This is a genomic window from Dehalococcoidia bacterium (assembly GCA_003597995.1).
GTDB lineage: Bacteria > Chloroflexota > Dehalococcoidia > Dehalococcoidales > UBA1222 > SURF-27.
Map to the genome: position 1 here is coordinate 1 of QZJY01000009.1, position 26,362 is coordinate 26,362.

Annotated in this window: 20 protein-coding genes; 7 read left to right on the forward strand and 13 right to left on the reverse strand. The window is 48.3% G+C overall.

What is annotated here, in order from left to right; translation table 11 throughout:
• Positions 1–702 precede the first annotated feature (702 nt).
• From C4542_01245 to C4542_01265, 5 genes are all read right to left on the reverse strand, one after another.
• Complete coding sequence (locus tag C4542_01245) at positions 703–2,817, reverse strand: DEAD/DEAH box helicase (protein RJO62936.1); 2,115 nt, start codon at positions 2,815–2,817, stop codon at positions 703–705.
• A gap of 147 nt (positions 2,818–2,964) precedes the next feature.
• Positions 2,965–3,954, reverse strand: a complete 990-nt coding sequence (locus C4542_01250) for a cell division protein FtsZ (GenBank protein RJO62937.1) — start codon at positions 3,952–3,954, stop codon at positions 2,965–2,967.
• 168 nt (positions 3,955–4,122) lie between these two features.
• Positions 4,123–4,620: a hypothetical protein gene (locus C4542_01255; GenBank protein RJO62938.1), complete on the reverse strand. Its 498-nt coding sequence runs from the start codon at positions 4,618–4,620 to the stop codon at positions 4,123–4,125.
• A gap of 489 nt (positions 4,621–5,109) precedes the next feature.
• Positions 5,110–5,577: a low molecular weight protein arginine phosphatase gene (locus tag C4542_01260; GenBank protein ID RJO62939.1), complete on the reverse strand. Its 468-nt coding sequence runs from the start codon at positions 5,575–5,577 to the stop codon at positions 5,110–5,112.
• Positions 5,578–6,103: 526 nt separating this feature from the next.
• Positions 6,104–6,964, reverse strand: a complete 861-nt coding sequence (locus tag C4542_01265; GenBank protein ID RJO62940.1) for a hypothetical protein — start codon at positions 6,962–6,964, stop codon at positions 6,104–6,106.
• A gap of 111 nt (positions 6,965–7,075) precedes the next feature.
• On the opposite strand from C4542_01265, the gene C4542_01270 reads away from it, so the two are divergent.
• Positions 7,076–7,381 carry an XRE family transcriptional regulator gene (locus C4542_01270; protein ID RJO62941.1) on the forward strand — a complete coding sequence of 102 codons (306 nt, stop codon included), beginning with the start codon at positions 7,076–7,078 and terminating at the stop codon, positions 7,379–7,381.
• Between the two features lie 157 nt (positions 7,382–7,538).
• Here the strand turns inward: C4542_01270 and C4542_01275 are convergent, their stop codons facing one another.
• The 4 genes from C4542_01275 to pdxS all read right to left on the reverse strand — a co-directional run bounded on the left by C4542_01275 (position 7,539) and on the right by pdxS (position 11,950).
• Positions 7,539–7,991, reverse strand: coding sequence for a YkgJ family cysteine cluster protein (locus tag C4542_01275; protein RJO62942.1), 453 nt, complete (start codon positions 7,989–7,991; stop codon positions 7,539–7,541).
• Between the two features lie 147 nt (positions 7,992–8,138).
• Complete coding sequence (gene groL / locus C4542_01280) at positions 8,139–9,761, reverse strand: chaperonin GroEL (GenBank protein RJO62943.1); 1,623 nt, start codon at positions 9,759–9,761, stop codon at positions 8,139–8,141.
• A 12-nt stretch (positions 9,762–9,773) separates the two neighbouring features.
• Positions 9,774–10,070, reverse strand: a complete 297-nt coding sequence (locus C4542_01285; GenBank protein RJO62944.1) for a co-chaperone GroES — start codon at positions 10,068–10,070, stop codon at positions 9,774–9,776.
• A 995-nt stretch (positions 10,071–11,065) separates the two neighbouring features.
• Entirely contained in the window at positions 11,066–11,950 is an 885-nt protein-coding gene (gene pdxS, locus C4542_01290; protein RJO62945.1) for a pyridoxal 5'-phosphate synthase lyase subunit PdxS, read from the reverse strand.
• A 463-nt stretch (positions 11,951–12,413) separates the two neighbouring features.
• Between pdxS and C4542_01295 the strand changes: the two genes are divergently transcribed.
• Together C4542_01295 and C4542_01300 are read left to right on the forward strand one after the other, a co-directional pair.
• The gene (locus C4542_01295; protein RJO62946.1) at positions 12,414–12,623 is read left to right on the forward strand and encodes a hypothetical protein; all 210 of its coding nucleotides are present in this window, start codon (positions 12,414–12,416) and stop codon (positions 12,621–12,623) included.
• Positions 12,624–12,654: 31 nt separating this feature from the next.
• The gene (locus C4542_01300; protein ID RJO62947.1) at positions 12,655–12,894 is read left to right on the forward strand and encodes a hypothetical protein; all 240 of its coding nucleotides are present in this window, start codon (positions 12,655–12,657) and stop codon (positions 12,892–12,894) included.
• Between the two features lie 147 nt (positions 12,895–13,041).
• Here C4542_01300 and C4542_01305 read toward each other — a convergent pair whose 3' ends face one another.
• Entirely contained in the window at positions 13,042–16,407 is a 3,366-nt protein-coding gene (locus tag C4542_01305; GenBank protein RJO62948.1) for a hypothetical protein, read from the reverse strand.
• Positions 16,408–16,774: 367 nt separating this feature from the next.
• Between C4542_01305 and C4542_01310 the strand changes: the two genes are divergently transcribed.
• The 3 genes from C4542_01310 (at position 16,775) to aroF (ending at position 20,593) form a co-directional block, all read left to right on the forward strand.
• Positions 16,775–17,191 (forward strand): hypothetical protein, encoded by a 417-nt coding sequence (locus C4542_01310; protein ID RJO62949.1) that lies wholly within the window; start codon positions 16,775–16,777, stop codon positions 17,189–17,191.
• A gap of 276 nt (positions 17,192–17,467) precedes the next feature.
• Positions 17,468–18,973, forward strand: coding sequence for a DUF4070 domain-containing protein (locus C4542_01315; GenBank protein ID RJO62950.1), 1,506 nt, complete (start codon positions 17,468–17,470; stop codon positions 18,971–18,973).
• A gap of 603 nt (positions 18,974–19,576) precedes the next feature.
• Complete coding sequence (gene aroF, locus C4542_01320) at positions 19,577–20,593, forward strand: 3-deoxy-7-phosphoheptulonate synthase (GenBank protein ID RJO62951.1); 1,017 nt, start codon at positions 19,577–19,579, stop codon at positions 20,591–20,593.
• Positions 20,594–21,555: 962 nt separating this feature from the next.
• Here aroF and C4542_01325 read toward each other — a convergent pair.
• The 3 genes from C4542_01325 to C4542_01335 all read right to left on the reverse strand — a co-directional run bounded on the left by C4542_01325 (position 21,556) and on the right by C4542_01335 (position 25,502).
• Positions 21,556–22,239, reverse strand: a complete 684-nt coding sequence (locus C4542_01325; GenBank protein RJO62952.1) for a DNA-binding response regulator — start codon at positions 22,237–22,239, stop codon at positions 21,556–21,558.
• Positions 22,236–23,507 (reverse strand): PAS domain-containing sensor histidine kinase, encoded by a 1,272-nt coding sequence (locus C4542_01330; protein RJO62953.1) that lies wholly within the window; start codon positions 23,505–23,507, stop codon positions 22,236–22,238. The genes C4542_01325 and C4542_01330 overlap by 4 nt, the downstream gene beginning before the upstream one ends.
• 558 nt (positions 23,508–24,065) lie before the next feature.
• On the reverse strand, positions 24,066–25,502 hold the full coding sequence (locus C4542_01335; protein RJO62954.1) for a cation-efflux pump: 1,437 nt from the start codon (positions 25,500–25,502) through the stop codon (positions 24,066–24,068).
• 353 nt (positions 25,503–25,855) lie between these two features.
• Between C4542_01335 and C4542_01340 the strand changes: the two genes are divergently transcribed.
• The coding region (locus tag C4542_01340; protein ID RJO62955.1) for a zinc ribbon domain-containing protein at positions 25,856–26,362 on the forward strand (507 nt) is incomplete at its 3' end.

A 26,362-nucleotide genomic window follows, 5' to 3' on the forward strand; every position in this document is an offset into this window, starting at 1 on the left:
CGTATGAATTTGAGGAGTTGGTACTCAACCAGGAGAAGCATGAATTACCTGACCAGACTCTCCTAACCCTATCTGTCCAGTGCTAGGGGTGCAGTCCAGTCTTGCTTTTCTCTTGCGCAAGAGGGTAGTCTTGCTTCCTCTTGCCGATTTTACTCTTACTAAAAGCAACAGTTATAGTTATAGTTATCGAAATTAAAGCTAATTTTATAATAGTTACAATAACAATTACTTCATTGCAAGTTTTGACTTAATACTTCTTTTGAAATGCCAATGCTTTAGAGAACTTCTTGAGGTTTTTAACATTGCTGGCAATGAGCTCATAATAAATAATACTGAAATCGTAGCCGATTTTTAAAATAATTTATTTTCACAAGAAGAAAGGTTCAAGAAGACGTATAAAACCTGTTCAAGAAGAATTTGAATATGTTATTCTTAAAGGCTTCTTGATTAGGCATGACACATCAAGAAAGCCTGGGAATTTCTCTCTTGAATCAAGACTCACAAGAACGAAACAGATTGAGGAAAGTAATGCTGCTTCCCTTTCCCTCTTAGGTTCAAACTATTTGCAGCATGTCATAGTTCAGGCTGCACAACATAGTTAGGTTTCCTCTGTCGCCAGGCATCAACCATAACCCAGGAATACTCTCTACTGAGTTGGGTGAGCTGCACTTTTCAAGCTAATATTGCCTTGTAGACCATCTTTCATCCAATGATGAACCTCTTTGCTTCGTAGTTCCATTCCCTAGACTCGTATAGCAATTGTCTGATTTCCGGCTGTTCCATGGCAAAGCAGGATGCCCAATAGATATAAGATAGTTTGTTCTTATATCTCGATTGTTTAAGAGATGTTTTAGACCAGTTTGGGAGAATTTCCCTCAAAATCGCTACGTTTTTGACTTCTACAGTCAGTGCGTCTAACGTCTCTATTCGACACCCCTCTCGCAAGCATTGCATCCTAAGCGCGTCTACCTGCGTGTAGTCGTTACCAAAGCCCAGGATGCTTAGAATCTCGTTTCTCTCTTTAAACCCCTCGTTCGTATTTAAGTATTTAAGATTGGTTAGAATTGTTAGTAGTAGCAACCACCTGGCTTCTCTGAACAACTTGGGCTTATGTTTCCTGCAATTAGCACTCAATCGTGGATCTTCATCTGCGTTATGCTCAAGCCGTTCTAGGAGCTCAACGAGCTTCATAACCTCCTTAATGCTATCCAGGTCGCGGGGACTAAATGTACGGACCATCCGCAGCAGCCTTAATTTTTCGTTAACCAGCATGCCTTCAGTTTGTTTTTCGATGATAGATAGCAGCTTACAGAAGGACTTTGCCCTTAGGCTGATTGGTGGGATCTCGACAGTACTTTTAGCGAATTCACCACTGTTACATCCAAAATTAATGTCCGAGACCCTTATCTTCCCAGTTGCGATAGCTTCAGTGGCGTTATCCTCGGTGAATAATTCTTCAATACGATTTTCCGGTTGCAACATCTGAATGCGTTCAATATTATTGCCTTCGAACACCTTCTCTTTAAAGGCATCGTATAGGGAGTCTATATTGTCCGCAATTTCAAAGATATTTCCTCGTTTTTTATTGGATTCTTTGGGGAGCCTTGTTACCCTTCCTACTTGTTGTTCGAACAGGCGCATACTTAGCGTTGGTCTTAGCAATATCAAGTTTTCCAAGTCTGGGAAATCAAACCCTTCTATAAGCATTCCCACTGTGCACAGGGTAAAAGGGGGACTATTTGCAGTCCTAAATGCTTTCAAGATCTCATCCCGCTCTGTTTGGGGCATCTCGGAGGAAAGATACACAGTGTCCTTGAGCGCATCGGTATCAGTATGGTTGTTGAAAGAGAAAGACTTACCAATCGTATCCCTCAGTTCACCATTGAATACGGCAGAACACATTTTGGCATGAAAAGCAATAATCTTCTTCTCCTCACTCTCCAATCCTTGAACGATGTTTCTCACCGGAGCGCAGAATATCAGGGTTTTTGATTTCTTGTTGGGAATCTCTGTTTCATATACCTTCTTGGCCAACTTTGTTCTTCGAATGGTCAAGTCAATTTTCTCACGAGAGCCGCAATCCAAATATAATTCATCCTTATCCAGTTCCGACAGACCTTTTTGAAAATCGAACAAATCCAATATGTTTTGATTACTACGAATAATCACATAATCCAGTTCGGAAAGCTGCCCCTCAATGATGCATTGGGGCAAGGATTTGCTGAATATCTCCCGCATATCAATTGAGATATCATCGACAAACTTCACCTGTCCTATTACTCCTTGGAAAGGAGTGGCCGTCATACCCAGGATCTGGGCTTTACTATCCTTTATTTTATTTATAAAATCATTGCCCCTATTGTTTATGAAATTATGGACTTCATCGATGATAGCTAAGTCAGCACTTTTAATCAGGATATCCTCGATTTCCTTATTATTTTTACTGAGCACTGTTTGAAGGGAGGCAAAGATGGCAATTCCGCCGGCTCTCGTTTGTATGCGTTTTTGCAATTCAGATATATCTATTTTGCCGTGTTCTGAGGACAATATGACGCTGTTAGAAAACAATGGTATCTTTATTTTTCCGTCATTGTAGAATGTTTGGTTTAGCAATTGGTTATTTCCCGAAACCAGAAATAATATAACCTCGCCTCGCTCATAATATTGGTTCATGAGATGTTTAGAGAGGAAAGTCTTGCCCCAGCCAGTTGGCACCTTGATATATCCTGCGCTGTTGCCATTATTAAAGTATTTGTTGATCTCACTAAGATAATGCTGTTTCTCCTCGGTTAATGGGTCTAGACTAACTCCGTGCATATTAACCTCCCATACAATCTGACCAATTGTTATTTTCCCTTTTATAAGGAACTGCCATATGGCAAAAGAATTAAAAACATATGCTAATTGGCGGCTCGCAGAACATCAAGTTTTTGATGTTCATCTGGATCAATGGTAATCCTGATGTTATTTGCCATCGCCTCTCAATCCCGAGTTCTCCGCGCCTGCGAATCCAGTCACTATCAAAGCGACTTTCATTTCCTCTCCCATTTTTTCCTCACAGTTGACTGCGAAAGTGATATTCGCATCGGGGGCAATCTCGTGCTTAATCACATCGGCGGCCGAGTTGACCTCATACAGAGTAAGGCTGCTGTTTCCTGCCACGACAAATAGAGCAGCCTTAGCTTTCTTTCCTGTTGCATCCGAAGAAAAGTTGGCTAGAGTGGCATAGGCAGTCTGAACGGCTCGGTCTTCTCCTGATGCACACCCAAATGACATTTCGGTCAAACCAGAGTCTTTAAGTATGCTACGCACATCCGCGAAATCAAGGTTAATCAAGCCGGGGAAATAAATCGCTTCGGTGAGCATCTCCACACCTTTAGCCATCAGGTCTGTTACAGTTTGGAAGACCGCACCCACGTCTGGCTTGCCATCAGATAAAGAGGCTGTTAGGTCTTGAGGCATAACGATTAAGCTATCCACACTGCCCAGTAGCGCCGCAACGCCCTGGCGCGCTGTCTCCATACGGTAAGCACCTTCAAAGGCAAAGGGAGTGGCCGCCATGCCAATGGTCAAAGCTCCCATACGATATGCCATTTCTGCGATCACGGGGGATGAACCTGCTCCGGTACCTCCACCCATAGCGGCAACAATGAAGAATATGTCCGAACCCATAATGGTCTGTCGTATAACTCCACGGCTCTCTTCGGCTGCTCTGCGCCCCATGTCAGGGTCATTACCGGAGCCCAGTCCGTGGAGAAGCCGCTCCCCAAGTTGTATGCGTTTCGGTACGTCTGCCATGGCAAGGGATTGGGCATCTGTGTCCATCGCGATATATTCAACAGCAGATGGAGATGGAATCTGCCTTCCTGCCATGCGGGAGACCATTTGGCAACCAGCTCCGCCTACCCCAATGACCTTGAACTGTGCGTTGCAAGGACTGAAGACATTGCTCATATCGTATTCCCTTTTGTAATCAAACTTTTTTGGTAGTTAATTCTTTCAAGGTCGGTTGGTGGAGGCGGTGAGGGGGCAACCCCCGACGATTAAGTTCGAAGTGACTAATCGAATCAGCTAGTGGTCTGTCATTAGGAAATGATTTCACAGGTGGATGCATTCTACTCATTAGTCGTCTTCTGTTCCCTTAATATTAGGCTCAATTTCTTCAAACCATAGTCCGGCAAAAACCGTCCAGCGCTCTACAAAATCATGTTGTCTATCAATCTGAAGAAAAATACTGGCTAAATCTTTGGACTCCTTTTCTTCCTTAAATACTATATGTTGGACTCGGTAGAGTTTGTTCTTCTTCAGGTACTCCTTGTCAGGAGTACGACCTGACTCCCAGCAACGTCGAAAGGCAGACAAATGTTCCGGCGCGATGCGATCGTTAACTTTTTTTACAACAATATTCTCAAGAATAGCCTCGATGCCCAACTCTACCAATAAGTCTTGATTTACCTTACCGTATATCGGATTACTACCTTCTGAATAACCAGTTAGGAAACCAAGTTCCTTGATTTCCTTTAGCCGTTCCTTTTTATTGGTTGCTTTAAGGACGCCCCAAAGAAAAGGGTTAGAGTTGATAAAATATCTGATGAGTTTCTCCCTTTGTTCTTTTGTCATTTGAATTTGCTTCTCCTTTAACACTACCATGTGCCGTACTATGCCCGCGTTATTAAGATTGTTTACTTTAAAACGCCATTCGCCAATTACTTGGTGTTCCCTGTGCCCAAATAATAATGGTATTTCATATATTTGTCAATACTGATTGTATGTAATATCATTTTTAATTAATACTATTAGCATCATTGCACTCGCTATAACTGTTAGCGGTCAGGCAAAAACGTTGCAAGAGAAACGCAAGAAGGTTAGTCTTGAAGCAAGCTGAGCAAGAGGAAAAAACAAGAGAGGCAACAAAAGTAAAATCTAGAGAATTTGATGTAGGAACAATCTATACCAAATCAGCGAGCTAGTGCTAAACAAAACAAACTAATGTTCAATCCTGCTTGACCGAGCGAGGTTTTATGCCTCCCTACTAAAATACCAGGCTAATTGATTGTTGTTATTGGGTCTAAGAAGATAGGCAAAAGCTTGTTGAGTCAACAGCAGTTGTCAATGGCTTTTCATATCATTTACTGAAATGCTTTTTAACTTCGGAATGATGGTTTCTATTGTTGCTGATAGTTCATTGGCACACCTCAAATACGTTTTTAAATCGGTGCCGAATGGATCAGATATATCGCCGGACTGTCCTGCATACTCTTTTAGTGTCCATGTCTTGTTCGGGGGAAGACCTTGCTTCATATCCTTACACATGACAAGAATAATATTCGCCTCTTCCACAAGGTTCCTGTTAATCTTTTTTGGGTGATGATCGGCTAAAATGTCTTGCCCAAACATTTTGGTGATAGCTTTTCTGCCATTTGGGTTAGCCATCGAACCTGAGGGCGAGTCGCATGCCGCCGAGTCTACTTTAAAATTACCGGACAGCCCCTCCTCTTTGAGTTTCTCCTCGAGAATTACTTTGGCCATCGGCGACCGGCACGTATTCCCACTACAAACAAATAAAACACGAACCATCAGAATTTAACCCCGTTTCCCCAACATTTTACTCCTATATTTCCCTTCTTCTTTTTTTAACTTCTGTTCTCCCAATTCATCAAGCAAAGGTTGTCACCTTGCTAGCAGCAGGCATAATTCAAAACTGCGTTTCAAGTGCAACCAAGCTTCGCGCTTGATAAAATGCAGCTTCTCCTTACTCGTAGGTAATCCTAACCCCGTTTCTAACCTGTCTGTTGAGTTTCTCACCATAGTTACCTTTTTTGCGATTTCTGTGCTACGATCCATTTCTACCTCCTTGATCTTTTTGATTTATCTGAGACTTAATTAAATTTGATAATACGCCGTTGAATCCAAGGCTGGACATCATGTTTGCAGTCAATGCCTTTTTAGCACCAGCCCTTACACTTTGACTAATCGGATACAAGCAATAAAACGTGACATTGTGCCCAAAATATTCCTAAAAGTTGTATCGCTATCACGGTTAGTCGGCCTATTCGATGGATGGTAACACCTTGGAAATGAGTTAGGAATTTCTCACCAGAAATTACTTATTCCTTGCACCAAACGAGCCCATTTTGGCCTGATTCATCACTTTTGTTTCGCTATATATACCGAGGGTATTCAACTCATTTATGGTATTTTCAACTTGTTGCCTAATGCCGGAGGGAACCGGCTTGAAAAACCATTTCTGATTTTTTTGTTTTAATAATCTCAGACGATTCGCTTTATCGATTTGAGTTAAGCAGTCAAGCCACCGCTCGACCTGCTCAGCTCTTAACACGCTAATGGTATTTCGTTCAGAAGCAAGCAGCGTTTCTATTTGCTTAACCTCCTTCTCTTCGCGGACAACCAGGTACACTTTGCAAGAAGGGAAATATCTCTTACAGGCTTCGAGATTGTGGATGGCATTTTTCGATTCGCCGTGGTTTTGTATCTCGAAGGCGTGGCTTGGGAACCGACTTGTGCTTGAATCGTACCAAACTATATCGACCCGTACAGGATCGCACAGCACATACTCTGGCTTATAAACTTTCCCCAAAAGAAAGGCTAAGTGGCCCATCTTATTCTTGATGTTGTCATGTATCTCAAGGGATTGAAGTTTTTTCCTTCTGATTTGGCCTTCCTTGGATTTCTCCTTTTTTTGCTCTAACTTTCGAGCATAACGACGTTCCAGCCCCGCGCGTAAACCCTCATAACGTAAAACCCCGACGCGCGATAGAACGACTTCGTTATTTCCCTTAAGGATGACAAGCCCTAATTTGTCCAACTCCAAAATGGCGCTCTCCAATGTATCTTTGTTCAAGCTGAAACAAGAGCCCATATCCGCGTTTATCACGTCCAATGAGCACTGGCCCCGCCCACCTACGAAATTGATGATATGTTGCAAAAGCCTGTCGTGCTTCATACGAACAACTACCTGGGTTTGAGTATAAAATGATGTTCAACGCGAGTCAACTACTAGTTGTATATTTGCTCACCTTATCAACAAATTGCTAGGCTTCGGCAAAGGTTTCATATGGATATCGGCGATAGAATAAATGCGAAACGTCTTGAACTGGGGTTAACCCAAAAAGATTTAGCGCAAGCACTCGGTCTTACACCACAGCACATATCCGCAATAGAGAAAAATCATCGGTTGCTTTCTTTAGACATGCTTTGGAAAATAGCGGAGCAGCTGGGTGTGACCACTGACTACTTAACAACAGGTAAACCTGGAGTCATTGTCGACACGATACCAGCAATAAAGGCAGATAAACGGTTAAACTTAAAGTCAAAGAGAGCGCTGATCAGTCTGATTGAGCAACTGTATAAAAGCGTTTAAGTTTTCTTCAGCCGTGGAACTGATACACGAGACGCAAGACTTATTATATCTTGCGTCTCGTGTTTACTTTAGAAAGAGGCTATAGACATTTTCCATCTGGCGAAATAAATGGTTAAAGAAGTACTGTTGGACAAAACAAGCTATTATGACCTAATCTTTACTTCCGGGGGGCTGTGTCGTCTGCCAACGTTAGTGACTCTAGAAAAGAAAGGAAATGTCGACGGTCCTGGTCAGAACCCTCGAGTTGCCCTAAAGGGCCCACCGTGAGCCTCCAGTATTTAGCCAGCCCCTCCTGGCAGGCTCGTTGATACAAGCTGGAATTCCACTCTCTACAAGCAAACGGCTTGAAGGGTTGAATTAGGCAACGGGCGATGTTACTGCCTTCTACTTTTTCAAGGAAAACACACGCTCCATTGTAACGGCGGAGTAGGAAGCTATCACTCCCAGGACATCCCTGGCTAGTGTACCTTTCCAGCCACTCTTCCCAAGCAAGGCCCAACTCGTCGGCAATCCGCCGTGCTTCTATAAAGGTTAAACGGATCTGATATTTAGTGCAACACACGCCGCAAAGGAAGCATGTTGTTGAAACTTCCTCTTTGTTCACAGCCAAACCTTATAGGGCTCCCAATTGGACCTCGTAGAGTTCAGCCGGTTTGCTTGCCACGGTTGGCGAAGGGCTTCACAATTGTGTCACAGAACCGTTTGCCAGCCTGGCAAACGGTTCTGTGTTTGTCTATGGTTATCTTGGCCAGCTTCTCTAATACATGCCCCCCATACCGCCGCCTTGCGGCATGGATGGCGTCTTATCTTTCTCGGGGATGTCGGCGATGAGTGACTCGGTCACCAGTACCATGGCCGCGATACTGGCGGCGTTAACCAGTGCGCTGCGCACGACCTTGGTGGGGTCGATGATACCCATTTCCACCATGTTGCCGAACTTATCGGTCTCTGCGTTATAACCGGCACCCTTGACACCCTTCTTGACGGTGTCAAGGATGACGGCGCCGTCGCGGCCGGCGTTATTGGCAATCCAGCGGATGGGCTCTTCAACGGCCTTACGGATTATGTTAACTCCGGTGAGCTCGTCGCCCGAGGCATCAAGCTTGTCCAGGGATGGCAGAGCATTGAGCAAACCGATGCCGCCGCCGGGCAGGATGCCCTCTTCGACTGCGGCGCGGGTTGCGGATAGCGCGTCCTCAACACGGTGCTTCTTCTCTTTCATCTCCGTCTCGGTGGCAGCGCCTACTTTGATGACGGCTACGCCGCCGGCCAGACGCGCCATGCGCTCCTGCAGCTTCTCGCGGTCGTAATCCGATTCGGTCTCTTCGATCTGTGCCTTGAGCTGCTTGATGCGGTCCTTGATTTCCTTGGCAGTGCCTTTGCCCTCGATGACAGTGGTCTTGTCCTTGTCGACCTCTACGCGGCGGGCGCGGCCCAGGTCCTCCGCGGTGATGGAATCGAGCTTGCGGCCGATATCTTCCGAGATGACCTTGCCGCCGGTAAGAATGGCGATGTCTTCCAACATAGCCTTGCGGCGGTCGCCGTAACCGGGGGCCTTGACAGCTATGATATTGAACGTGCCGCGCAGCTTGTTGACCACCAGCGTGGCCAGGGCTTCGCCATCTACGTCATCGGCGATGATAAGCAGGTTCTTGGTGGCCTGCAGTATTCGCTCCAGCGAAGGCAGTATCTCCTGGATGGACGAAATCTTTTTATCAGTGATCAAAATATACGGGTCTTCGAGGACCGCTTCCATGCGGGCGGCATCGGTGACGAAATAGGGCGATACATAGCCGCGGTCGAACTGCATGCCCTCGACAAACTCGGTCTCGAACTTGGTACCCTTGGACTCCTCGATGGTGATTACCCCATCCTTACCCACCTTCTCCATGACGGAGGCTATGAGGTTGCCAATCTCGGGATCCTTGGCTGTGATAGTAGCTACCTGGACGATCTGTTCCTTGCCCTTGACAGGAGTGGACGCGCGCTTGAGCTCGTCAACTACGGCAGTGGTGGCTTTCTCAATGCCGTGCTTGAGGTTGAGGGGTTCGGCCCCGGCAGCGATATTCTTGAAGCCCTCGCTGATGATGGCCCAGGCCAGTAAAGTGGAAGTAGTGGTGCCGTCACCGGCGGCATCGTTGGTCTTGGAAGCGGCTTCCTTGACCAGCTGCACGCCCATGTTCTCGAAAGCATCAGGGAGTTCGATCTCCTTGGCGATGGTTACGCCGTCGTCAATGATGGTGGGAGCCCCCCACTTCTTGTCCAGGGCGACCGGATGGCCTTTGGGGCCGAGGGTCACCCTGACAGCGGCTGCCAGGACGTCGACACCCTTTTTGAGGGAACGCCTTACATCTTCACCGAAAATAATCTGTTTTGCCATTCTATCTCTCCTTTACTTGGTTTTCTTGGCCAGGATGTCGCTTTCGCGCAGGATAATGAGGTCTTCGCCGTCGAGCTTTATCTCAGTGCCGCCATACTTGGCATAAAGGACGATATCACCCACCTTGACTTCCATGGGGATATGCTCGCCCTTTTCAGAGCGCTTACCGGCGCCCACAGCCAGAACCTCGCCCTCCTGGGGTTTTTCCTTCACGGTGTCGGGAAGGACGATACCGCCTTTGGTCACTTCTTCCTTGGCAATGGGTTTAACCAGTACGCGATCACCCAGCGGTTGGATCTTGGATACCATGCTTAATCCTCCTCTTTTCTTTTTGACTCTATTAAAAGATCCTAAAAATAGTTAGCAATCTCAGGGGTAGACTGCTAGTTTATATCATAACGTACTGGAGGTAATCATGCAAATGAGTCTGCGATAAACCAAGTGCATTAACGGGGAAAATATATTCGTATGGTTTCCAACAAAATGACAAATCACGGGTTTACAGGGGGCACTGGACTTGACCCCAAAAAACGGAGCCACTTCTTAAATCGTTGCCGCAGTCAAAATAGTTTCGGGAGCAGGAGTCCGGTAACCCAGCGAGTTGTACGGGCGGAGGACTGAAAAGTCTAATGGGCAGAGGTGGAACGCTTTTGCCTTCCGTGTTTGAAAAGGAGAGTGGATATGTCCGGTATTGACTTGCCCAACGAAGGGTGTATAATCGGAAATAGAGGGGTTGCTTAAGAAACAGCCTCAATACGGTGAAGGAGGTAGTACTGGGTGAAATTACTGGCCCTGTTGTGCCGAAGGAATTTTCCTCGTGCGTGCTCCTCGCTGGCATCTGGTGATAGATCATAGCCTGTCGGCGAAGAGCTCAAGAAGGTTTCTAAGCTCCTCGTAGGTTTTAAAGCTCCGAAAAGAGCATCTGGTTGTGATAACCAGGCTGGAGGAGTAGGGAACGAAGACAAAGCCCCGGTGTACAACCGGGGCTTTTTTTATCCTGCCCAATCCCAGAGAAGAAGACCCTATAAGCAAAAATTAAATTCTTGCGCCGAAATCAATCACAGGCTTACAACTTAAGCTAGATGTAAGTTTAATAGTTCCACCTATTGTACCGCAGCTCCACCAAAGAAAACAGTTATATTCGGATTTGATTGTTTACATCCCAGTTATCCTTCTACGAACAGAGGAATAACAACCACAACCGAATAACACTTTAAGAAAGAGCATGGCTTTCGAAAGACTAAGAACGGGATTGCCACTTCGCCTCGATTTTATCGGGGCTCATCGCAATGACAATGAAGAAACTACCAGCCCCTGCCTGCCAGAAGCTCTTGGGGTGGAATCTTACTTATTTCGAGTCCTGGCATGGCCTCGCCCAGGTTCTTGGACACCTCGGCGATGACAGAGGCGTCCTTGTAGTGTGTGGTGGCCTTGACAATGGCCTTGGCGCGGGCCGACGGGTTACTCGATTTGAAGATGCCGGAACCGACGAAAACCCCCTCGGCTCCCAGGTACATCATAAGAGCCGCGTCGGCCGGAGTGGCGATACCCCCGGCAGCGAAATTGACCACAGGCAACTTGCCCGAATTATGGATCTCGATAACCAGGTCGAGCGGCGCCTGTATCTCTTTGGCAAAGGCGGGCAACTCGTCGTCGGGTAAGGCGGCCAGCTTGCGGATGTCGTCCATAACGGTGCGCATATGGCGCACTGCCTCTACTACATTGCCGGTGCCGGCTTCTCCCTTGGTTCGTATCATGGCTGCGCCCTCACTGATGCGCCGCAGGGCTTCGCCCAGGTTGCGGCAGCCGCAGACGAAGGGCACCTTGAAGTTGTGTTTCCATACGTGGTGGGCTTCATCCGCAGGTGTAAGAACCTCGGACTCGTCTATATAATCCACACCGACGGCCTCAAGCACGCGGGCCTCCACGAAATGCCCGATGCGACACTTGGCCATGACGGGTATGGTAACGGACTTCATGATGTTCTCGATAATGCCCAGGTCGGCCATGCGGGCTACACCGCCAGCGGCGCGGATATCGGAAGGCACACGCTCCAGAGCCATGACGGAGCAGGCTCCGGCGTCCTCGGCTAGCTTGGCCTGCTCGGCGTTTACTACGTCCATGATGACGCCGCCCTTAAGCATCTGGGCCAGACCGATTTTAAGCTTCCAAGTACCTGTTTCCTGCATAGTTTTATCCGGAATTTCCCATATTAACCCGTTGTGAGCTGACCTCGTACCTCTTTGGTCTCGACACCGATGATATACCCAGTGCATCCGGGTGTAAAGCCAGCCTGGTCAGAACCCCACAGACAACACGGTTTGATGCAGATTTGAGTATTTCCAAGCGGTTTGTACCACTTTTTGCATCGTATTAACAAATTTCATTCATGCCTGAGTCATGCGTAATACCTAAAATAGGTACATTTATTAGATCTGAACACCATTATCACAGACACCGACCCGACGCGGGCTACAAAAGCCGCTATAAAGTGCAATGCCAAGCATTCTTACCTGATGCCAAGACCTCTAAAAGTTGAGATAGATAAATCTAGTTTTGGCTTTGAGCCACAGACATTAATAGACGGTAAGGTCGAATACGAGTATAGTGTCATTGGCCGCTACGTTTTCTAAAGTATTGGGAGGTGTTAGTATGGGTGTCGCCATAGATTACGAGAAATTCATGTCTGAAATCGTCTTTATCAATCTTCCAGGGCCTAGCGAACCCAAACTAAATATGACTGGTGGTGAGTTGCTGCATGGATTTCTGGCCGACCTGTACGGTGCAACTAGCCCGGAGGTCAAGAACTTCGTCATAGCGCTTTGCCTGAAGTGGAATGTTCACTACAGGCAAACGAGTTAGCAATACTGAAACCCTTTTATGGAGGAAGGTAATGAAACCGGTTAAGAACATTGTCAGGGTGAGGAAGATGTTTGACCAGGGTCAACCTTTTCTTATTGACCCACAATCCGGGTATAAGTACTCTATGACTGCCCGTTGCCCAAAAGACAGTAGCTACGCTTCAGTAGCACAGATAGAAAAAGAAGGTCAAACTCTCAGTCGAGTTGTCTTTCAGTGTTCGTCCTGTTTCAACCTATTTGAAGTAAAACAGGATGAGATCTGCGTCTGTTAGCAAAGCTTCCGTATTCTTGAAAACTCGAAGAGTGACAATATTCCTGCTCATGTTTACTTGTACAATCTAGCTTCTTGTTGCATACCCCAAGATTGCACGTTCTGACGTTTTGTACCGTGGTATCAAACCTAAAGCACAGGAGTGAACTTAGCCGATTTTTCTAAAAGAAGAAAATTGCGATAATTCGCTATCAGTTAATCCCCACAATTTTGAAGCTTGCCGATCTATCTCTTGTTCTACCTGAAGCAATTCCTTTTCGTAAACTTTTCCCTGTGTAGCGAGTCTGTGGGCTTGCTGGGAAAGAGCCGAAAGGTTTCCATGTAGGGGATTAGTTGGGATGTATTTTGGCAACGCAATGTGATTTATGATGGAAGGAGCGCCGAAGCCTCGGCCTGCTGATGAAAAAGAACGAATAAACGCTCCAATAAGCGAGGTGTTGATAAGGGCACAAACATAATGTGCCTCGTCTGCGTCCTCAAATGGAATCAGTGCGGTGGTATCAGTTCCTATGCCTATCTTATTTCCGAATGGGGTGGAAAAGGTGGACATTACTGTCGCTACCAGGTCGTTAGCCATACGCTTCCATACTACCTTATGAGGCTTAAAAGTATATGAAGAGATATTAAATTGCGAATAAAATGGGTCTGAAGGCTCGTAATATTTAATAAAAGCTGCCCTGGTTCTCAGCGAGGCTTCAAATTGTTGCAGATATTTATATGTCTCTGGCCACTCGTTCTTCATTCTGCTTTCGGGGTAACCCTTTCGGGTATTGGGGTCCTGAACAATAAGAACGTAGGTTTCGAGATTAGCTTGCCATCTCTTAATATCTCGTCCACGCACTGCTGGATACACTAGGTCTGATTCCAAATTGATATTATCCACCTTCTGGATATCCCTCTTACCAAGTTCAGGCAAGTTCTCCATGACCAGCATCCCGTCAGAGCGAACGTTTTTCAGCTTGAGCCAGAAGACACCATAAGGCTCGGTGCTTGCTCCGCGAAATGCTTTATATGCCGATTCGCCTTTTACTTTAATAAGAGCATTCCCTTCTCCTTTGCTTGTCGTTTGCCATGCACTCATCTTATTCTCTACAGGAGAAGCTCCTAGCTCTTCGCGTGTGGTTAGTGTCAGTACATCACCGAGAGGTGTCGCGGTATCTATGTTACCTACTCCCTTTTTTCGCTGCCAGACAGTATAGGGTACCGGATAAGACGTTTCCATTCCTTTCTCCAGGATAATGGTGGCTGTCTTGTTGGCAGCATTCTCAAACGGTTTTACCGAGACTAAATCTCCAGCTTTCAAGACTCTTAGATAGGCGCCTTCTTCGCCTAACCGAAAGCGTCTAAATCCTTCACCAGCACCTTTAGCCTTGAATACTTCTTGCGTGATAACGAAACCCAGACGGCCGCCTTCCCGCAGGTAATAATCGGTACATGCATACACGAATAACATAGAGAAATCCTTCTCACCACCACCTAGCCTGGCCGCCATTCCTTTCAAAGAGAACAAACCATAGTCTGCCCATAGCTTCTTGGTGGCTTCCCGATATTCATCAGACAGATACCCCCAACGTACCCAGGGAGGATTACCGACTACGTAATCAAACCGGGGATTAGCGCGAAACACCGGAGCGAAGGCATTCTTAATGATTCGTGCCCAAAGACCATTACGACCATCTTTTTCAAGCCGTTGGACTTTTTTATAAAGCACTATAAGCGACTGTTCTGTGAGAGGGTTTTCCCATTTCAACTGCGGTCGGCATAATGATATGAAATCATTTTCATCGTAGTTCTTAGCCTCTATACAATGTTCCAATAAACGGCATAACTCATCAAGGTTGCCTTTATCTACGATTTCTTCGGGTATCCAGAACTCCTTTTGTGCAGAAGGCACTGGGATATCCTTCTGGTGTGCGAGAGGCCGTTTTTGGGTTCGCTGGCTTTGTGGTGTCAGCACGGAGTCACAGATATAAACAGGGATATCCTTACCAGACATATGACGGGCTAAATTACCCAGGGCCAAGAGATAATTGGTCCGGGCGGAGATGACGGCTAGCGGATTCAGGTCAAAACCGACGACGTTTTCAAGGATATGAGTTAGCAGTTCACGTTCGCCTTTCGCTCGAGAGGTCATAGAGCTTTGAGCATAATCCCGAATTCGCCGAATCGCCAGTACTAAGAACGTGCCCGAACCACAGGCGGGGTCCAGCACACGCATTTCCGGTTTACCGGTATATCCCACATCATTCAAGACCACTTCGGCTAACCAATCTGGCGTATAAAACTCACCCAGGTCATGACGAAGTTCTCTAGGAAGTAAATACTGGTAAAGCTTCTTCAACAAATCCCGCGTATCTTCCGGTGCTAATGTACCGGTGGCGGGTTCATATTCAGCTAGGCAGCGAGCCAGCTTGCGAACAGCCTCCTCTATCTCAACATTCCAGCTGTCAAGATACCAACCGAAGAAGTCTGCTTCCAGAAAGTTACGGATACCTTGTGCTTCGAACCAGGTATTATTCTCCAAGTTATGGAGACTGCTTTGCAGCACTTCGCTGAGTGCACCAGGAATTTGTTCTGATATAGAGGGTAAAAGCGCCCCTTGCTGGAGAGAAAGTAACTCGGCAGCCAAAAGCTTCATGAAGAAAGCGTAATAGGTATGCACTGCGAAAAGAAGTGGTTTGAGGTCGGTAAACTGGTCAATATGGTAGAGACGAGCCAAAGCGAGGGCATCCTTTCGAGCTTTCGCTATCTCTTGACCATATACTATTCCAAAAATACGCTTCCATTCCTCGTATAGTGTCTCTACACGGGGGAAAAGGTGTCCCGGTGCTGTTAAACATTCTTCAAGCCGAGTATACAGGGCGTTTACCATCTGATGAGCTACATCTCCTTCAGGGCCAAACTCTTTACCAAGCTCATCAGCACTCAAACGTCGTCTTCGTAGCGCCCGCAAATACATAAGGAATTCATTGATACTTTCCTCAGTAATTTGATAGGGGCCTATTTCTACAAAACTGCCTTGTGGGCCCTCCTCCTCAAATAGTGCAAACTGTGTCAACTGCTCTTTGGGTATAGTTTCTTGTGGCAGCGGCTTGTCAGCGCGGTAACGAACAAAAAATATGCTCTGTCCATCAATCGCAATGCCAGCAACACGCCTTAGGTTATCTTCTCGCTGTTTACCTGACCCTGCTAAACCAAGTAGATAGCCCTCAATTTGCTTCTTAGTTGAACCTTTCCCTTTCGCGGTACTAAGTTTGCCAGGTGGCTCGTATTCAATAATCGCCTGCCCATATAGAGCGTCAGCACGCCCGGCTGCTGTCAAAATAGTCCGGCTTATGCGCTTTTCATAACGTGGATCAGTCGTTATCCCTAGTTTTTTCAGAGCAGGTTCCAGCAGCTTCTCAATGCCAATGCGTAACTCCTCCTCGTTCCTTGCCCTTTCCGCCACAATTCTGATATCCTTGGCCAGCGTCGCCGCTACTGTAATATTATTGAATTCCACTTCTGTGCCCATAATAGATGCAATTATACTTGTCCTGTTAATAAAGGACAATCGCACCAGTCATATTTTCCGGCGCTCTAGTTGATGCGCTAAATTGCCGCTGCACATTTCTGACTTTTGTGTAACGCCGTTTCGTTAAAACAAAAACTCATCTTGTTGGCCGTCCGCGCACCAGCCAACAGCCTCAGGAAGAAACTCATCGAACAGTGTGCTGATGCTGTTTCGGATAGCGCGCAGTGGGTGTAACAATGAGAAGTTTGAAGCCTACCATCAAGTTGGGCAGCAGCCATTGTGTAGATGCTTCTTGGGCATTGACAGTGTCTAAATGAGCGCTTAATATGAATGCGGAGAAAGAATGCTGTCCACGAGGAGGGTATATATGGCGGGCGTTGTGAAGCGTATCGAGTATTACTACACGGTAGTGCCTGACCGGCCTGGAGCGGGTGCTAAGGTACTGAACGCGCTTAAGGCAGCGCGGGTCAATCTCCTGGCATTTACTGGCTTCCCTTCTGGTAGCGGCCGCGCTCAGCTCGACTTCGTTCCATCGAGTCCACGCGCCTTTGAGGCGGCAGCGCGCAAGGCAGGGGTCCGGCTTGTGGGACCTAAGACGGCCTTCTTGATCCAGGGGCAGGACCAGGTGGGTGCTGTCGCTGACATCGCCAGCAAACTAGCCCAGGCACACATCAGTGTCACGGCCGTGGATGCTGTTGCGGCCGGACAAGGGCGCTACGGCGCTATCCTCTGGGTTAAGCCACGCAAGGTAGGCCAGGCAGCGAAGGTCCTAGGTGCTTCCTAAACCGAGTCTCACGTTATAGCCTAAAGGACGTAGCTACTCTCAGGCTCTTTGTGAGAGAGTGCCCTACGTGTGTCGCTAGCCAGTACTCTGGCGTGCCCCTCTAGAATCGCGGGGTTTGTTAACGGGAAAAACATCTGCCCCTTTGTTGCACAAAGTAGCGATTTGTGATTTATATTAGGCCATTCGGCCAGGAAGAGGTCAGACTGTTGACTCGCTATTGGCAAGATAGTATACTAACCTCAATTACGGAATTAACATCTGGATAGTGAAGGCGAATTGAAAATCCTGCTGGTTTACCCATGGTATCCAGATACCTTCTGGAGTTTTAGACATGCCCTACGCTTCCTCTCAAAAAGGGCAGCTTTCCCACCCCTAGGCCTGTTAACTGTGGCGGCCATGCTCCCCCGTCAGTGGCAGAAGAAACTCGTAGATATGAATGTCACCGCACTGACCGATGAAGACCTTAAATGGGCTGATTATGTGTTTGTTAGTGCTATGTCTATACAGAAAGGGTCAGCGGAAACCGTTATCAGAAGGTGCAACCTATTAAATGTCAGGGTAGTTGCTGGCGGCCCTCTATTTACTACTGGATATGCACAATTTAGGGGCGTAGACCACTTTGTGCTTAATGAAGCCGAAGTCACGCTTCCAGCCTTTTTGAAGGATTTGGAGAGGGGGAACGCCCAACATGTTTATACCAGTGGTGAATTGCCGGAGATGAGGAGTAGCCCGGTCCCGCTGTGGGAGCTCGTGGATATGAGGCATTATAACTGGATGAGTGTTCAGTGTTCACGAGGCTGCCCTTTCGATTGTGATTTCTGCGATGTTGTCGTTCTAAACGGGCATAAGCCGCGAATAAAAGAAAAGGACCAGCTATTGGCTGAACTGGAGGAAATATACAATCATGGTTGGCGCGGTGGCGTGTTTGTGGTTGACGATAATTTCATAGGCAATAAAGTGAAATTGAAGACAACGATCCTGCCCGCTATCACTAGATGGATAGAGGAGAAAAAACATCCATTTTCGTTCTCCACCCAATCTTCCATAAATTTGTCTGATGATGAAGAATTGATGCAACTCATGGTCAAAGCGGGATTTGACGCGGTATTCGTGGGCATCGAAACCCCACATGATGAAAGTCTGTTGGAGTGCGGGAAGTATCACAACCGCAATCGCGATCTGATAGCCTCAGTCAAAAAGATTCACAACCATGGTCTGCAGGTGCAGGGAGGCTTTATCGTTGGATTTGATAGCGACTCCATTGCCATATTCAAAAGCCAGATTGAGTTCATTCAGAAAAGTGGTATCGTCACGGCGATGGTTGGTTTGCTCAGCGCACTCCCTGAAACAAGACTATACCAGCGTCTAAAAAACGAGAACCGCCTGCTAAAGGAGGCATCCGGCGACAACACCGACTGTTCTTTGAATTTCAAGCCCAAGATGAATTACGAGACTCTGATCAACGGTTACCGAGAAGTTGTCAACACTATTTACTCGCCAAAACAATATTATGAGCGAGTTATGACGTTTCTAAAGGATTATAACCCGAAACGAAAGGGTACGTTTCGACCTCGCTTGCGTATTCTGAAAGGCGCTGTTATATCTGTATGGGTTCTGGGGATAATGGATAGGGGTAGGAAATATTTCTGGAGGCTTCTTTTTTCAACCATGCTGAAATATCCTCGCTCTCTAGCTATATCAATGACGTTTGCCGTTTGCGGATTCCACTTCCGTAAGGTGGCGGATGGTTACAATAAGATCTTGCTGACGGTTCGCCATTAAAGTGTTTTAAAAACTGCTATTCGTGTAAAAAGAGCCCGAGTTGTCTCCCGCTGCACAAATGCTTGAAAAGTTCAATGCATCAATTGGGGTTGATGGCAAACGGCGGAAGTCAAAAAGTTAGAGCGAAGGTATGTGAAAAAGTTCTGCCTATGGTTACCTCAGCTCCACCAACAACCTTATTTCATAGTTACCAAAAGGCTGTACATCTATTCCCATTGGTTCTTTCCATCTGTCGCCTTTGATCATTTATACCCGCCATTGAAGAATCCGGAGGCTATTTATGGCTCTTGTTCCCGTGTTAGCCCCGCCCGCCACGAGAATCTCCTTTTTTTAACAATTTGGATAACTCTCACTCGCTTTTCTCCTTTGTTTTCTCTTTCTAGTGTAGTTCAACTCAGGCACTGCTCAATCGTACCCCAATTTCTTCGATTTGATTACCCCGTTGCCATCAACCGAACAGATACTGACACTCCCATGGTTGTCGCAGCTTCGTTTATGAATGAGCGTTCATATGGTATATTTAAAACGATAGCCGTGATACGTTCCATATTATAGTGGCTTCAGAGGACAAAACATTACCAGCATGATTGGAGGTTAAATATCATGATAGTAGAGATGAAGAGAAAAGCAAGCCGGGACGAAATAAACAGCGTAGTCGAAAAGGCCAGGTCGCTGGGCTTTGAGATACAGTTAAATCTGGGTACGGATAAAACAGTCGTCGCCATACTGGGAAGCAACACCGGCCAAACGCCAATCGACATATTTGCAATTCTTCCCGGCGTGGAATCCGTGACTCGCATAATGAAGCCTTACAAGCTTTCATCCCGGGAATTTAAAACTGAAAACACTCGAATTAAAGTAGGCGCTGTCCAAATCGGAGGCGAGCGGTTGGTAGTTATCGCGGGCCCTTGCGCCGTAGAAAATGAAGAACAATTGATGCAAACCGCCCAGGGTGTCAAAATGGCCGGAGCCGGTATTCTGCGGGGCGGCGCTTTCAAACCGCGAACATCGCCATTCAGCTTTCAAGGAATGAAAAAGGCCGGCCTCGAACTATTAAAAGCCGCCGCCGAGCGCTTCCAGATGCCAGTAGTAACCGAAATAGTGGATACTCAGGACGTTGAGCTGTTCTCAGAATATGTCGATATTATTCAGGTCGGTTCCAGGAACATGCAAAACTTTTCTCTGTTGACTGCCGTCGGGAAAAGCAAACGCCCGGTCGTGCTGAAGCGCGGCTTTTCCTGTACGGTGACAGAGTGGCTTACAGCAGCAGATTACATACTCGCCGAGGGAAATCCTGACGTAATCCTCTGCGAAAGAGGTATAAGGACATTTGAAGACAGCACGCGGTTTTCGTTAGACCTTTCATCCATCCCGGTAGTTAAAAAATACAGCCACTTACCCATAATTGTGGACCCCAGTCACGCAGCCGGCCATTTCTCTCTAGTGCCTGCGTTAGCCAAAGGTGCTATAGCGGCAGGGGCGGACGGCTTGATGATTGAAGTTCACCCCAATCCCAGGGAAGCGCTGGTAGATGGTTTACAATCTCTAACCTTATCGGATTTTTCACGGTTAATGACTCAACTTGGCCCGCTGGCGCAATCGGTAGGCAGGCTGGTATAGTCAATAAGTAGCGGGACAACCATTAACGAGAAAACTGCGGGGCGCTGTTGAGGAACATGTCCCGATTACGTTGGCTTTGAAATCTCTATCCTTCATACACTACAGCCCGATGTGCACCGGACGCTTACAAAGGCCTTACAACCGGATGCTTCTGGGTATATCATATGCCAGCGATAACAGGTAAGAGGTCAGCGCATCACGAGCTGACATGTGGAACCGGTTATAAAGCGAAGTTTAATTTTTTACGGCATACCTCTCGTCTGTAATATAGTTTTCATCTCACTGGCCTGCCCCCAATAGTTGTACCATCCCCTTTGAGTGTGAAGTTAAAGGACCCTTTAGCAATTGTCCCGTAGACTATGAATATAGTCCACGGCCGACCGTTAAGAAGGTCCGCTCGATTTCAAACGCGAATTTTCACACCTGAACGCAATCTTTAATAAATGGACGTTGTTGGTGCATCCCCGTGTTGGCGCTGGTCACGCGTGTCGTCATCAACCAGGTACAATTAACCGGACGATGAATGCGGCAGATACAACCAAAAAGAAGGCTATAATGAGCCCCACCAAGCCCAATGCGGTAATCCCCAGGTAATCCGCAATTCTCATAACCACGGCTGGTCCTCCTTTACGCTCCGCGGGTTTTATATTCCTGCTGGCGCTCCATTTTATTCGGTGTACAAGCGGTTATAGGACAGAGCTCCTCTCAGTCCCCTATCCACCATTGCGAGTATATACGCAATATGTTACGGAATCCATATGATGGGATGGCTGAAGAAGGGACAATAAAATGACAATATAGTTACAGTTTAGTAATAACAAGTTCTAATGCTCTCACAGGGAGGCAGTAGATGCTAAGGTGCCAGGCTGGGAGCAAGCAAACCCTGGAGGAAAAACAATAGACTATGCCAAAGATTATCCGGATGGAGCTTTTGAATGTGGATTTCCCGGCCGGATGCAGACCTAGCGCGAAATATCGAATATATAGCCGACTCCGGGCCTGGAGTCTATGCGTCCGACACCTTCAATGACCGGCTCAATCTTGGCTCGAATGCGCCGGATATAAACCCTGAGCGCATCTGTGGCATCGGGGTAGGTGTCTCCCCAGACCGCTTCTGCGAGTTGAGGGTATGTTACCACTTGGCCAGCGTTGACAATGAGACTGTGCACGATAAGACTTTCGGTGTGGGTTAGAAGTACCGATTTATTACGGCAAGAAAATTGACTGGATACAGTATTGAGACTTATTGAGCCGGCGCTTACGCAATCAGAAACATCACGTCCAGATGTCCTTCTCAACACTGCCTTCACCCGCGCCAGCAACTCAAGCTGCCCGAACGGTTTCAAGATATATTCATCGGCTCCCCAGTCCAGGCCCTTGACGATGTCAGCTTCGCTTCCGCGCACGCTTACAATGATGACCGGTACTTCGGAGAAGGCGCGAATCTGTTTCAAAACATCGAAACCGCTAATATCGGGAAGGCCAAGGTCGAGGATTACCGCATCCGGCGCTTCGGTTTCGACCAGTTCCAGCCCCGTGTTCCCCTGATGTGTACTAACCAGTTCAACTCCGGGCCAGCCTATATCGAAGGCTATGGAGATGAACTCGATTATCTCCGCATCGTCCTCAATAACCAGTATTTTCATATTTTGCCAGAAGCCTTCTTTGAATATTCAGATTTGGAATTTAGGGGAATCGAAAGGGAGACAACCGTACCCAGGCCTTTTTCACTCTCCAGGTGGATGCGCCCGTGGTGAAGCTCCACCAGCATCTTAGCCAGAGGTAGCCCCAGGCCAAGGCCGCTCAACTGCTCGCTACTAAGCTTTCCAGTTCGTTTGTACGGCACGAATAGCTGCCGCTGGTCTTTCCTGGCAATACCACATCCACTGTCTTTCACTTCAATCACCAGGTTATTTTCAGCCATGCTGGCTCGTAAACTAATCTTACCACCTCGCGGGGTGAACTTCATGGCGTTGTCCAGCAGATTCAAGAGAACCTGTCTCAGACGGTCTTCATCAGCCCGGAGAACGGGCAACGCATCGGGCAACTCCAGCGTCATTTTCTGGCCTTTTTTCTCGGCATCGGGCATCATGAAGTCCACTACTTCTTTGAGTAAAAAGCTTATGTCTATCTCTTTAATCGCCAGCTCGAGTATACCCATCTCCCCTCTGGTAAGGTCAACCAGGTTGCTCACGCTATGGTTGAGATTCATTGCGCCGCGATTAATGTTGCGCGCCATGCGCAGTAATCTATCGTCTTTGAGATTATCGAGCAGCATCTGACTGGCGCCTAAAATGGGGGTCAGCGGCGTCTTGAGTTCGTGAACCAGAGCTCTGGTGAATTCTTTCCTGCGCTCGATTTGTTGCTCCAGCTTTGAGCGGAGTTTCTTTTCAACATCGTAAAGCTCCGTCAGTCTTTCTTCTGTTTTGGTGCGCTGCTCTATTTCCTGTTTGATGTCCGTAATATCGGTAACCATGTGGAAGAAGACCCGCTGGCCTCCCGCCGATTTTCTGATAGGATAAATCGCCGACCTGATCCAGCGCCCCGATTTCTGGTCGAGCGCTTCTCGTTCAACAACTTGATTTTTCTCGACGGCTTCTTCCAGGGGACAGGCATACCAGGGTTCCCTGGTGCCGTGTATTACCTCAGGGCAATACTTGCCGACAATGTCTTTGGGATGCACTCCAAGCTTTAAGAGTACCGCTTTATTGGCCTGGATTATGAAATGGTGTTCATCTACCAGCATGGCGTAGAATGGAAAAGCGTCCAGGATATCCGAACTTTGCAGGCAGGAGTTTATGCTCTTAGCACGCAGCCCGGCCTTCTCATTGGTACCCCCGGAACGCGCCCTTGTGCCCCGGCTGGGGTTTTCTGCTTTTTTCCCGGCAATTTTGCTCTTTGCCTTATCTTTCATGTCGTCCGCCTTCGAGATTCACCCCTTCTGCAACCCCGCTCCACGAAATTGGGTGGAGGCCTGACTCACGCTAAAAAGACGCGAAAACTCCCAGCTTATCTGTTATTAATCCCTGATAAATAATAATTGAACAATCTGAATGTAGATTGATAATGGTGCTCTGTCTATCGGGTAAAATACCTACATCACTCGAAATTGTAAGCATTATACCTTACAAGTACCAAAATTCCCGGAGATACACAGGTAAAAAATATCTGCGTGATTGAGAGGAAGGTGATAGCATTACACCAGTGACTAATGTGGAACGGGAGCAATTCAAAGGCCGCTGGCGCGCATCCTTTTGTCATGCCTGTTACGGAAGAATTAATGATAAGGGCAGGGAAGGGAGGAACAGCAACGTTAGCATCATAACGTTTATACGACTATTACCGACCTTTACCTATCCCCAGGTTTCTCCTACCGTAAAATCAAACAATATCCACACCCTTTTGCCAGTCTCCGGAAAAAGAAAAGAGGGCGTATGACCTGCTCTCTTCTGAGTATCTCCTGATGCGTTTTTTAGCCCGCGTCCGGCGGCTCCACGTGGATAACCACTCGCCCCAGCCCCGGGAAGTGCTCCCGCAGTTTGGCCTCGGTACGCGAGGTCAGCTCGTGCGCCCGGCTGATAGGCATGGCGGGGTCCATGATGCAGTGGAAGGAAAGCGACACGCCCCCGCCACTGCGCAGTATGCTGATGCGGTGGCATTCCTTGAGGCCCGGGATTTCCCTGGGCAAATTGGAGACCGCATGCTGTATCTCGTCCGAGCCGGCCTGCACGGCAGAGGTGAGTATCTCATGGTCGCCCACCGGCTCGATATGGGCCACTATTTCCTTGAGCTCCGGGATTTCCTGCCCGACGGCTTTTTCGAGGCCTGTCACCCGCTCGTGGGCTTGAGCCACGCTGAGGTCGTCGGGCACTTCGGCATGCAACTCGAGGCTCATGTTGCCGCGCACGTCGTGTATATGCAGCCCGTGAACGTTGACACCTTTACGTGCGGCCACGCTGTGCACGCGCTCCACCAGGCTGTTGCTGTCGCGCGCCACCGGGTCGATATGCACCATGACATCGGAGCGCGGCAACAACTTCTGTACAACATTCTCGGCGGCTGAAGCGATGGCATGAGACTCCTCCAGGCTGGCAGTGCGCGCCACGGCCAGCGTCATGTCCACAAAGACGGCCGGCCCGCTCTGGCGCGAACGGATGCGGTCCACAGCCACCACGCCGGGCAAAGAGGCCACCTCCCGCTCGACAGCGGCGTTGATGCCCTGCGGGGCGCGGTCCATCAGCGTACTGATGCTACGGCGACCCATACGCATGCTAACGTAAATGACAATGCCGGACACGCCCAGGGCGGCAATGGCGTCCGCCCGGAAGAGCCATGAGGCCAGCCCCGGATTGCTATTCTTTATGAGTTCGCCGATGCTGACGGCTATCAGTCCGGCGATGACCACGGAGGAAGACCAGACGTCAGTGGAAAAGTGCAGAGCGTCGGCTTCCAGCGCCTGGCTGCCGTGCTTCCGGGCCGCCTTCATGAGGGCGCGCGAGCGCGTCACGTCGATGGCGATAGACAGCCCCATGACGAGGAAGCTCCAGTAGCTGACCTCCACCTCCACCGACTTGAAGAAAAGCCGCTGCACCGCCTCGTAGATAATCCAGCCGCAGGTGATGAAAAGCAGCAGCGTCTCGACGAGGGCCGAGAAGTTCTCCACCTTGCCGTGGCCGTAGGGATGGTCGGCGTCAGCCGGGCGGTCGGAGGCGCGTACAGCGAAGAGCGTCACGCCGGCGGCCACCAGGTCCAGGCCGCTGTGAGCGGCCTCGGAGAGTATACCCAGGCTGCGCGTCATCAGACCCACGGTTAGCTTGAACCCCGTGAGGAATATGGCCGCCACCACGGAGGAAAGGGCCACCCTGCGCTTCTCGCGCTCGGCTCGCTTGTCTATCTGGATGTCTGCCATGCGTAATGCTCCGTATATAAAAAAAGAGGGCCTGATGGCCCTCGCCTTTGACTTGCTGTCCAAGGTTACGGCTGCTTTTTTTAACCGCAGCCCTGATTATAAGGCTTGAAGCCGGCGATGGCAATACCCTTGCCTGCGGTTATTCGTGGTTGGTTTGCGGGCCGGTGGTATAAACGAAACGAATATACCGGAGATTAGCTATTAGCAATTACTTTCAGCGGTCGGTGGCCAAGAACGCGAACATTCATTCTCTTTAGCTCGACCCCCGGGGCTAAGCGCAGGTATCGTTTGTAAGCAGCCGGCTATTGACGTTATGATGTATAATCTCGTAACGCCGTTTTAAGGAGGCTTCTATGGAGCAAACGGGCAGGTTCTGTTCCAACTGCGGGACTCCCATCAACCCCGGCGCAGGCTTCTGCGCATCCTGCGGGCAACCGATAACTCCTGCTAGCCCTGCACCAGAGCCCGCCTCTTTCCAGCCTCCTGTTCCTCCCGCGCCCCAATATGTGCCTCCTCCCCCACAACCACCTCCGTCCTATTCAAGCGCTCCACCGCCATACATGCCTCCTCCGACTGGAGGAAACACACCCTCCGGTAAATCGATTCTGTTCTGGGCCGTCTGGGCCGTGCTAGCCATCCTCAGCGGCGTGATGCTGGCGGACGGGTTCTCTTTCCTGCGATTCGCTGGACTAGTCCTGCTGCTGCTTTTCCCCCTGCTCACCAGGAAATCGCTGTTCAGGAAAATGCGGACCTCCCTGGTGTCCTGGGTCGGCGTTTTCGTGGCTTTTATCCTCGTCGTCAGCCTATTTCCCGCCGGACCGGGCAAGAGCGCCTCGAGCGGCGCCATTAAAACCGGCAAG

Excerpts from the sequence above, each read along its gene's own strand:
- C4542_01245 (RJO62936.1), bottom strand. The coding sequence starts at position 2,817 with ATGCACGGAGTTAGTCTAGACCCATTAACCGAGGAGAAACAGCATTAT.
- C4542_01250 (RJO62937.1), bottom strand. The coding sequence starts at position 3,954 with ATGAGCAATGTCTTCAGTCCTTGCAACGCACAGTTCAAGGTCATTGGG.
- C4542_01255 (RJO62938.1), bottom strand. The coding sequence starts at position 4,620 with ATGACAAAAGAACAAAGGGAGAAACTCATCAGATATTTTATCAACTCT.
- C4542_01260 (RJO62939.1), bottom strand. The coding sequence starts at position 5,577 with ATGGTTCGTGTTTTATTTGTTTGTAGTGGGAATACGTGCCGGTCGCCG.
- C4542_01265 (RJO62940.1), bottom strand. The coding sequence starts at position 6,964 with ATGAAGCACGACAGGCTTTTGCAACATATCATCAATTTCGTAGGTGGG.
- C4542_01270 (RJO62941.1), top strand. The coding sequence starts at position 7,076 with ATGGATATCGGCGATAGAATAAATGCGAAACGTCTTGAACTGGGGTTA.
- groL (RJO62943.1), bottom strand. The coding sequence starts at position 9,761 with ATGGCAAAACAGATTATTTTCGGTGAAGATGTAAGGCGTTCCCTCAAA.
- C4542_01285 (RJO62944.1), bottom strand. The coding sequence starts at position 10,070 with ATGGTATCCAAGATCCAACCGCTGGGTGATCGCGTACTGGTTAAACCC.
- pdxS (RJO62945.1), bottom strand. The coding sequence starts at position 11,950 with ATGCAGGAAACAGGTACTTGGAAGCTTAAAATCGGTCTGGCCCAGATG.
- C4542_01295 (RJO62946.1), top strand. The coding sequence starts at position 12,414 with ATGGGTGTCGCCATAGATTACGAGAAATTCATGTCTGAAATCGTCTTT.
- C4542_01300 (RJO62947.1), top strand. The coding sequence starts at position 12,655 with ATGAAACCGGTTAAGAACATTGTCAGGGTGAGGAAGATGTTTGACCAG.
- C4542_01305 (RJO62948.1), bottom strand. The coding sequence starts at position 16,407 with ATGGGCACAGAAGTGGAATTCAATAATATTACAGTAGCGGCGACGCTG.
- C4542_01310 (RJO62949.1), top strand. The coding sequence starts at position 16,775 with ATGGCGGGCGTTGTGAAGCGTATCGAGTATTACTACACGGTAGTGCCT.
- aroF (RJO62951.1), top strand. The coding sequence starts at position 19,577 with ATGATAGTAGAGATGAAGAGAAAAGCAAGCCGGGACGAAATAAACAGC.
- C4542_01325 (RJO62952.1), bottom strand. The coding sequence starts at position 22,239 with ATGAAAATACTGGTTATTGAGGACGATGCGGAGATAATCGAGTTCATC.
- C4542_01330 (RJO62953.1), bottom strand. The coding sequence starts at position 23,507 with ATGAAAGATAAGGCAAAGAGCAAAATTGCCGGGAAAAAAGCAGAAAAC.
- C4542_01335 (RJO62954.1), bottom strand. The coding sequence starts at position 25,502 with ATGGCAGACATCCAGATAGACAAGCGAGCCGAGCGCGAGAAGCGCAGG.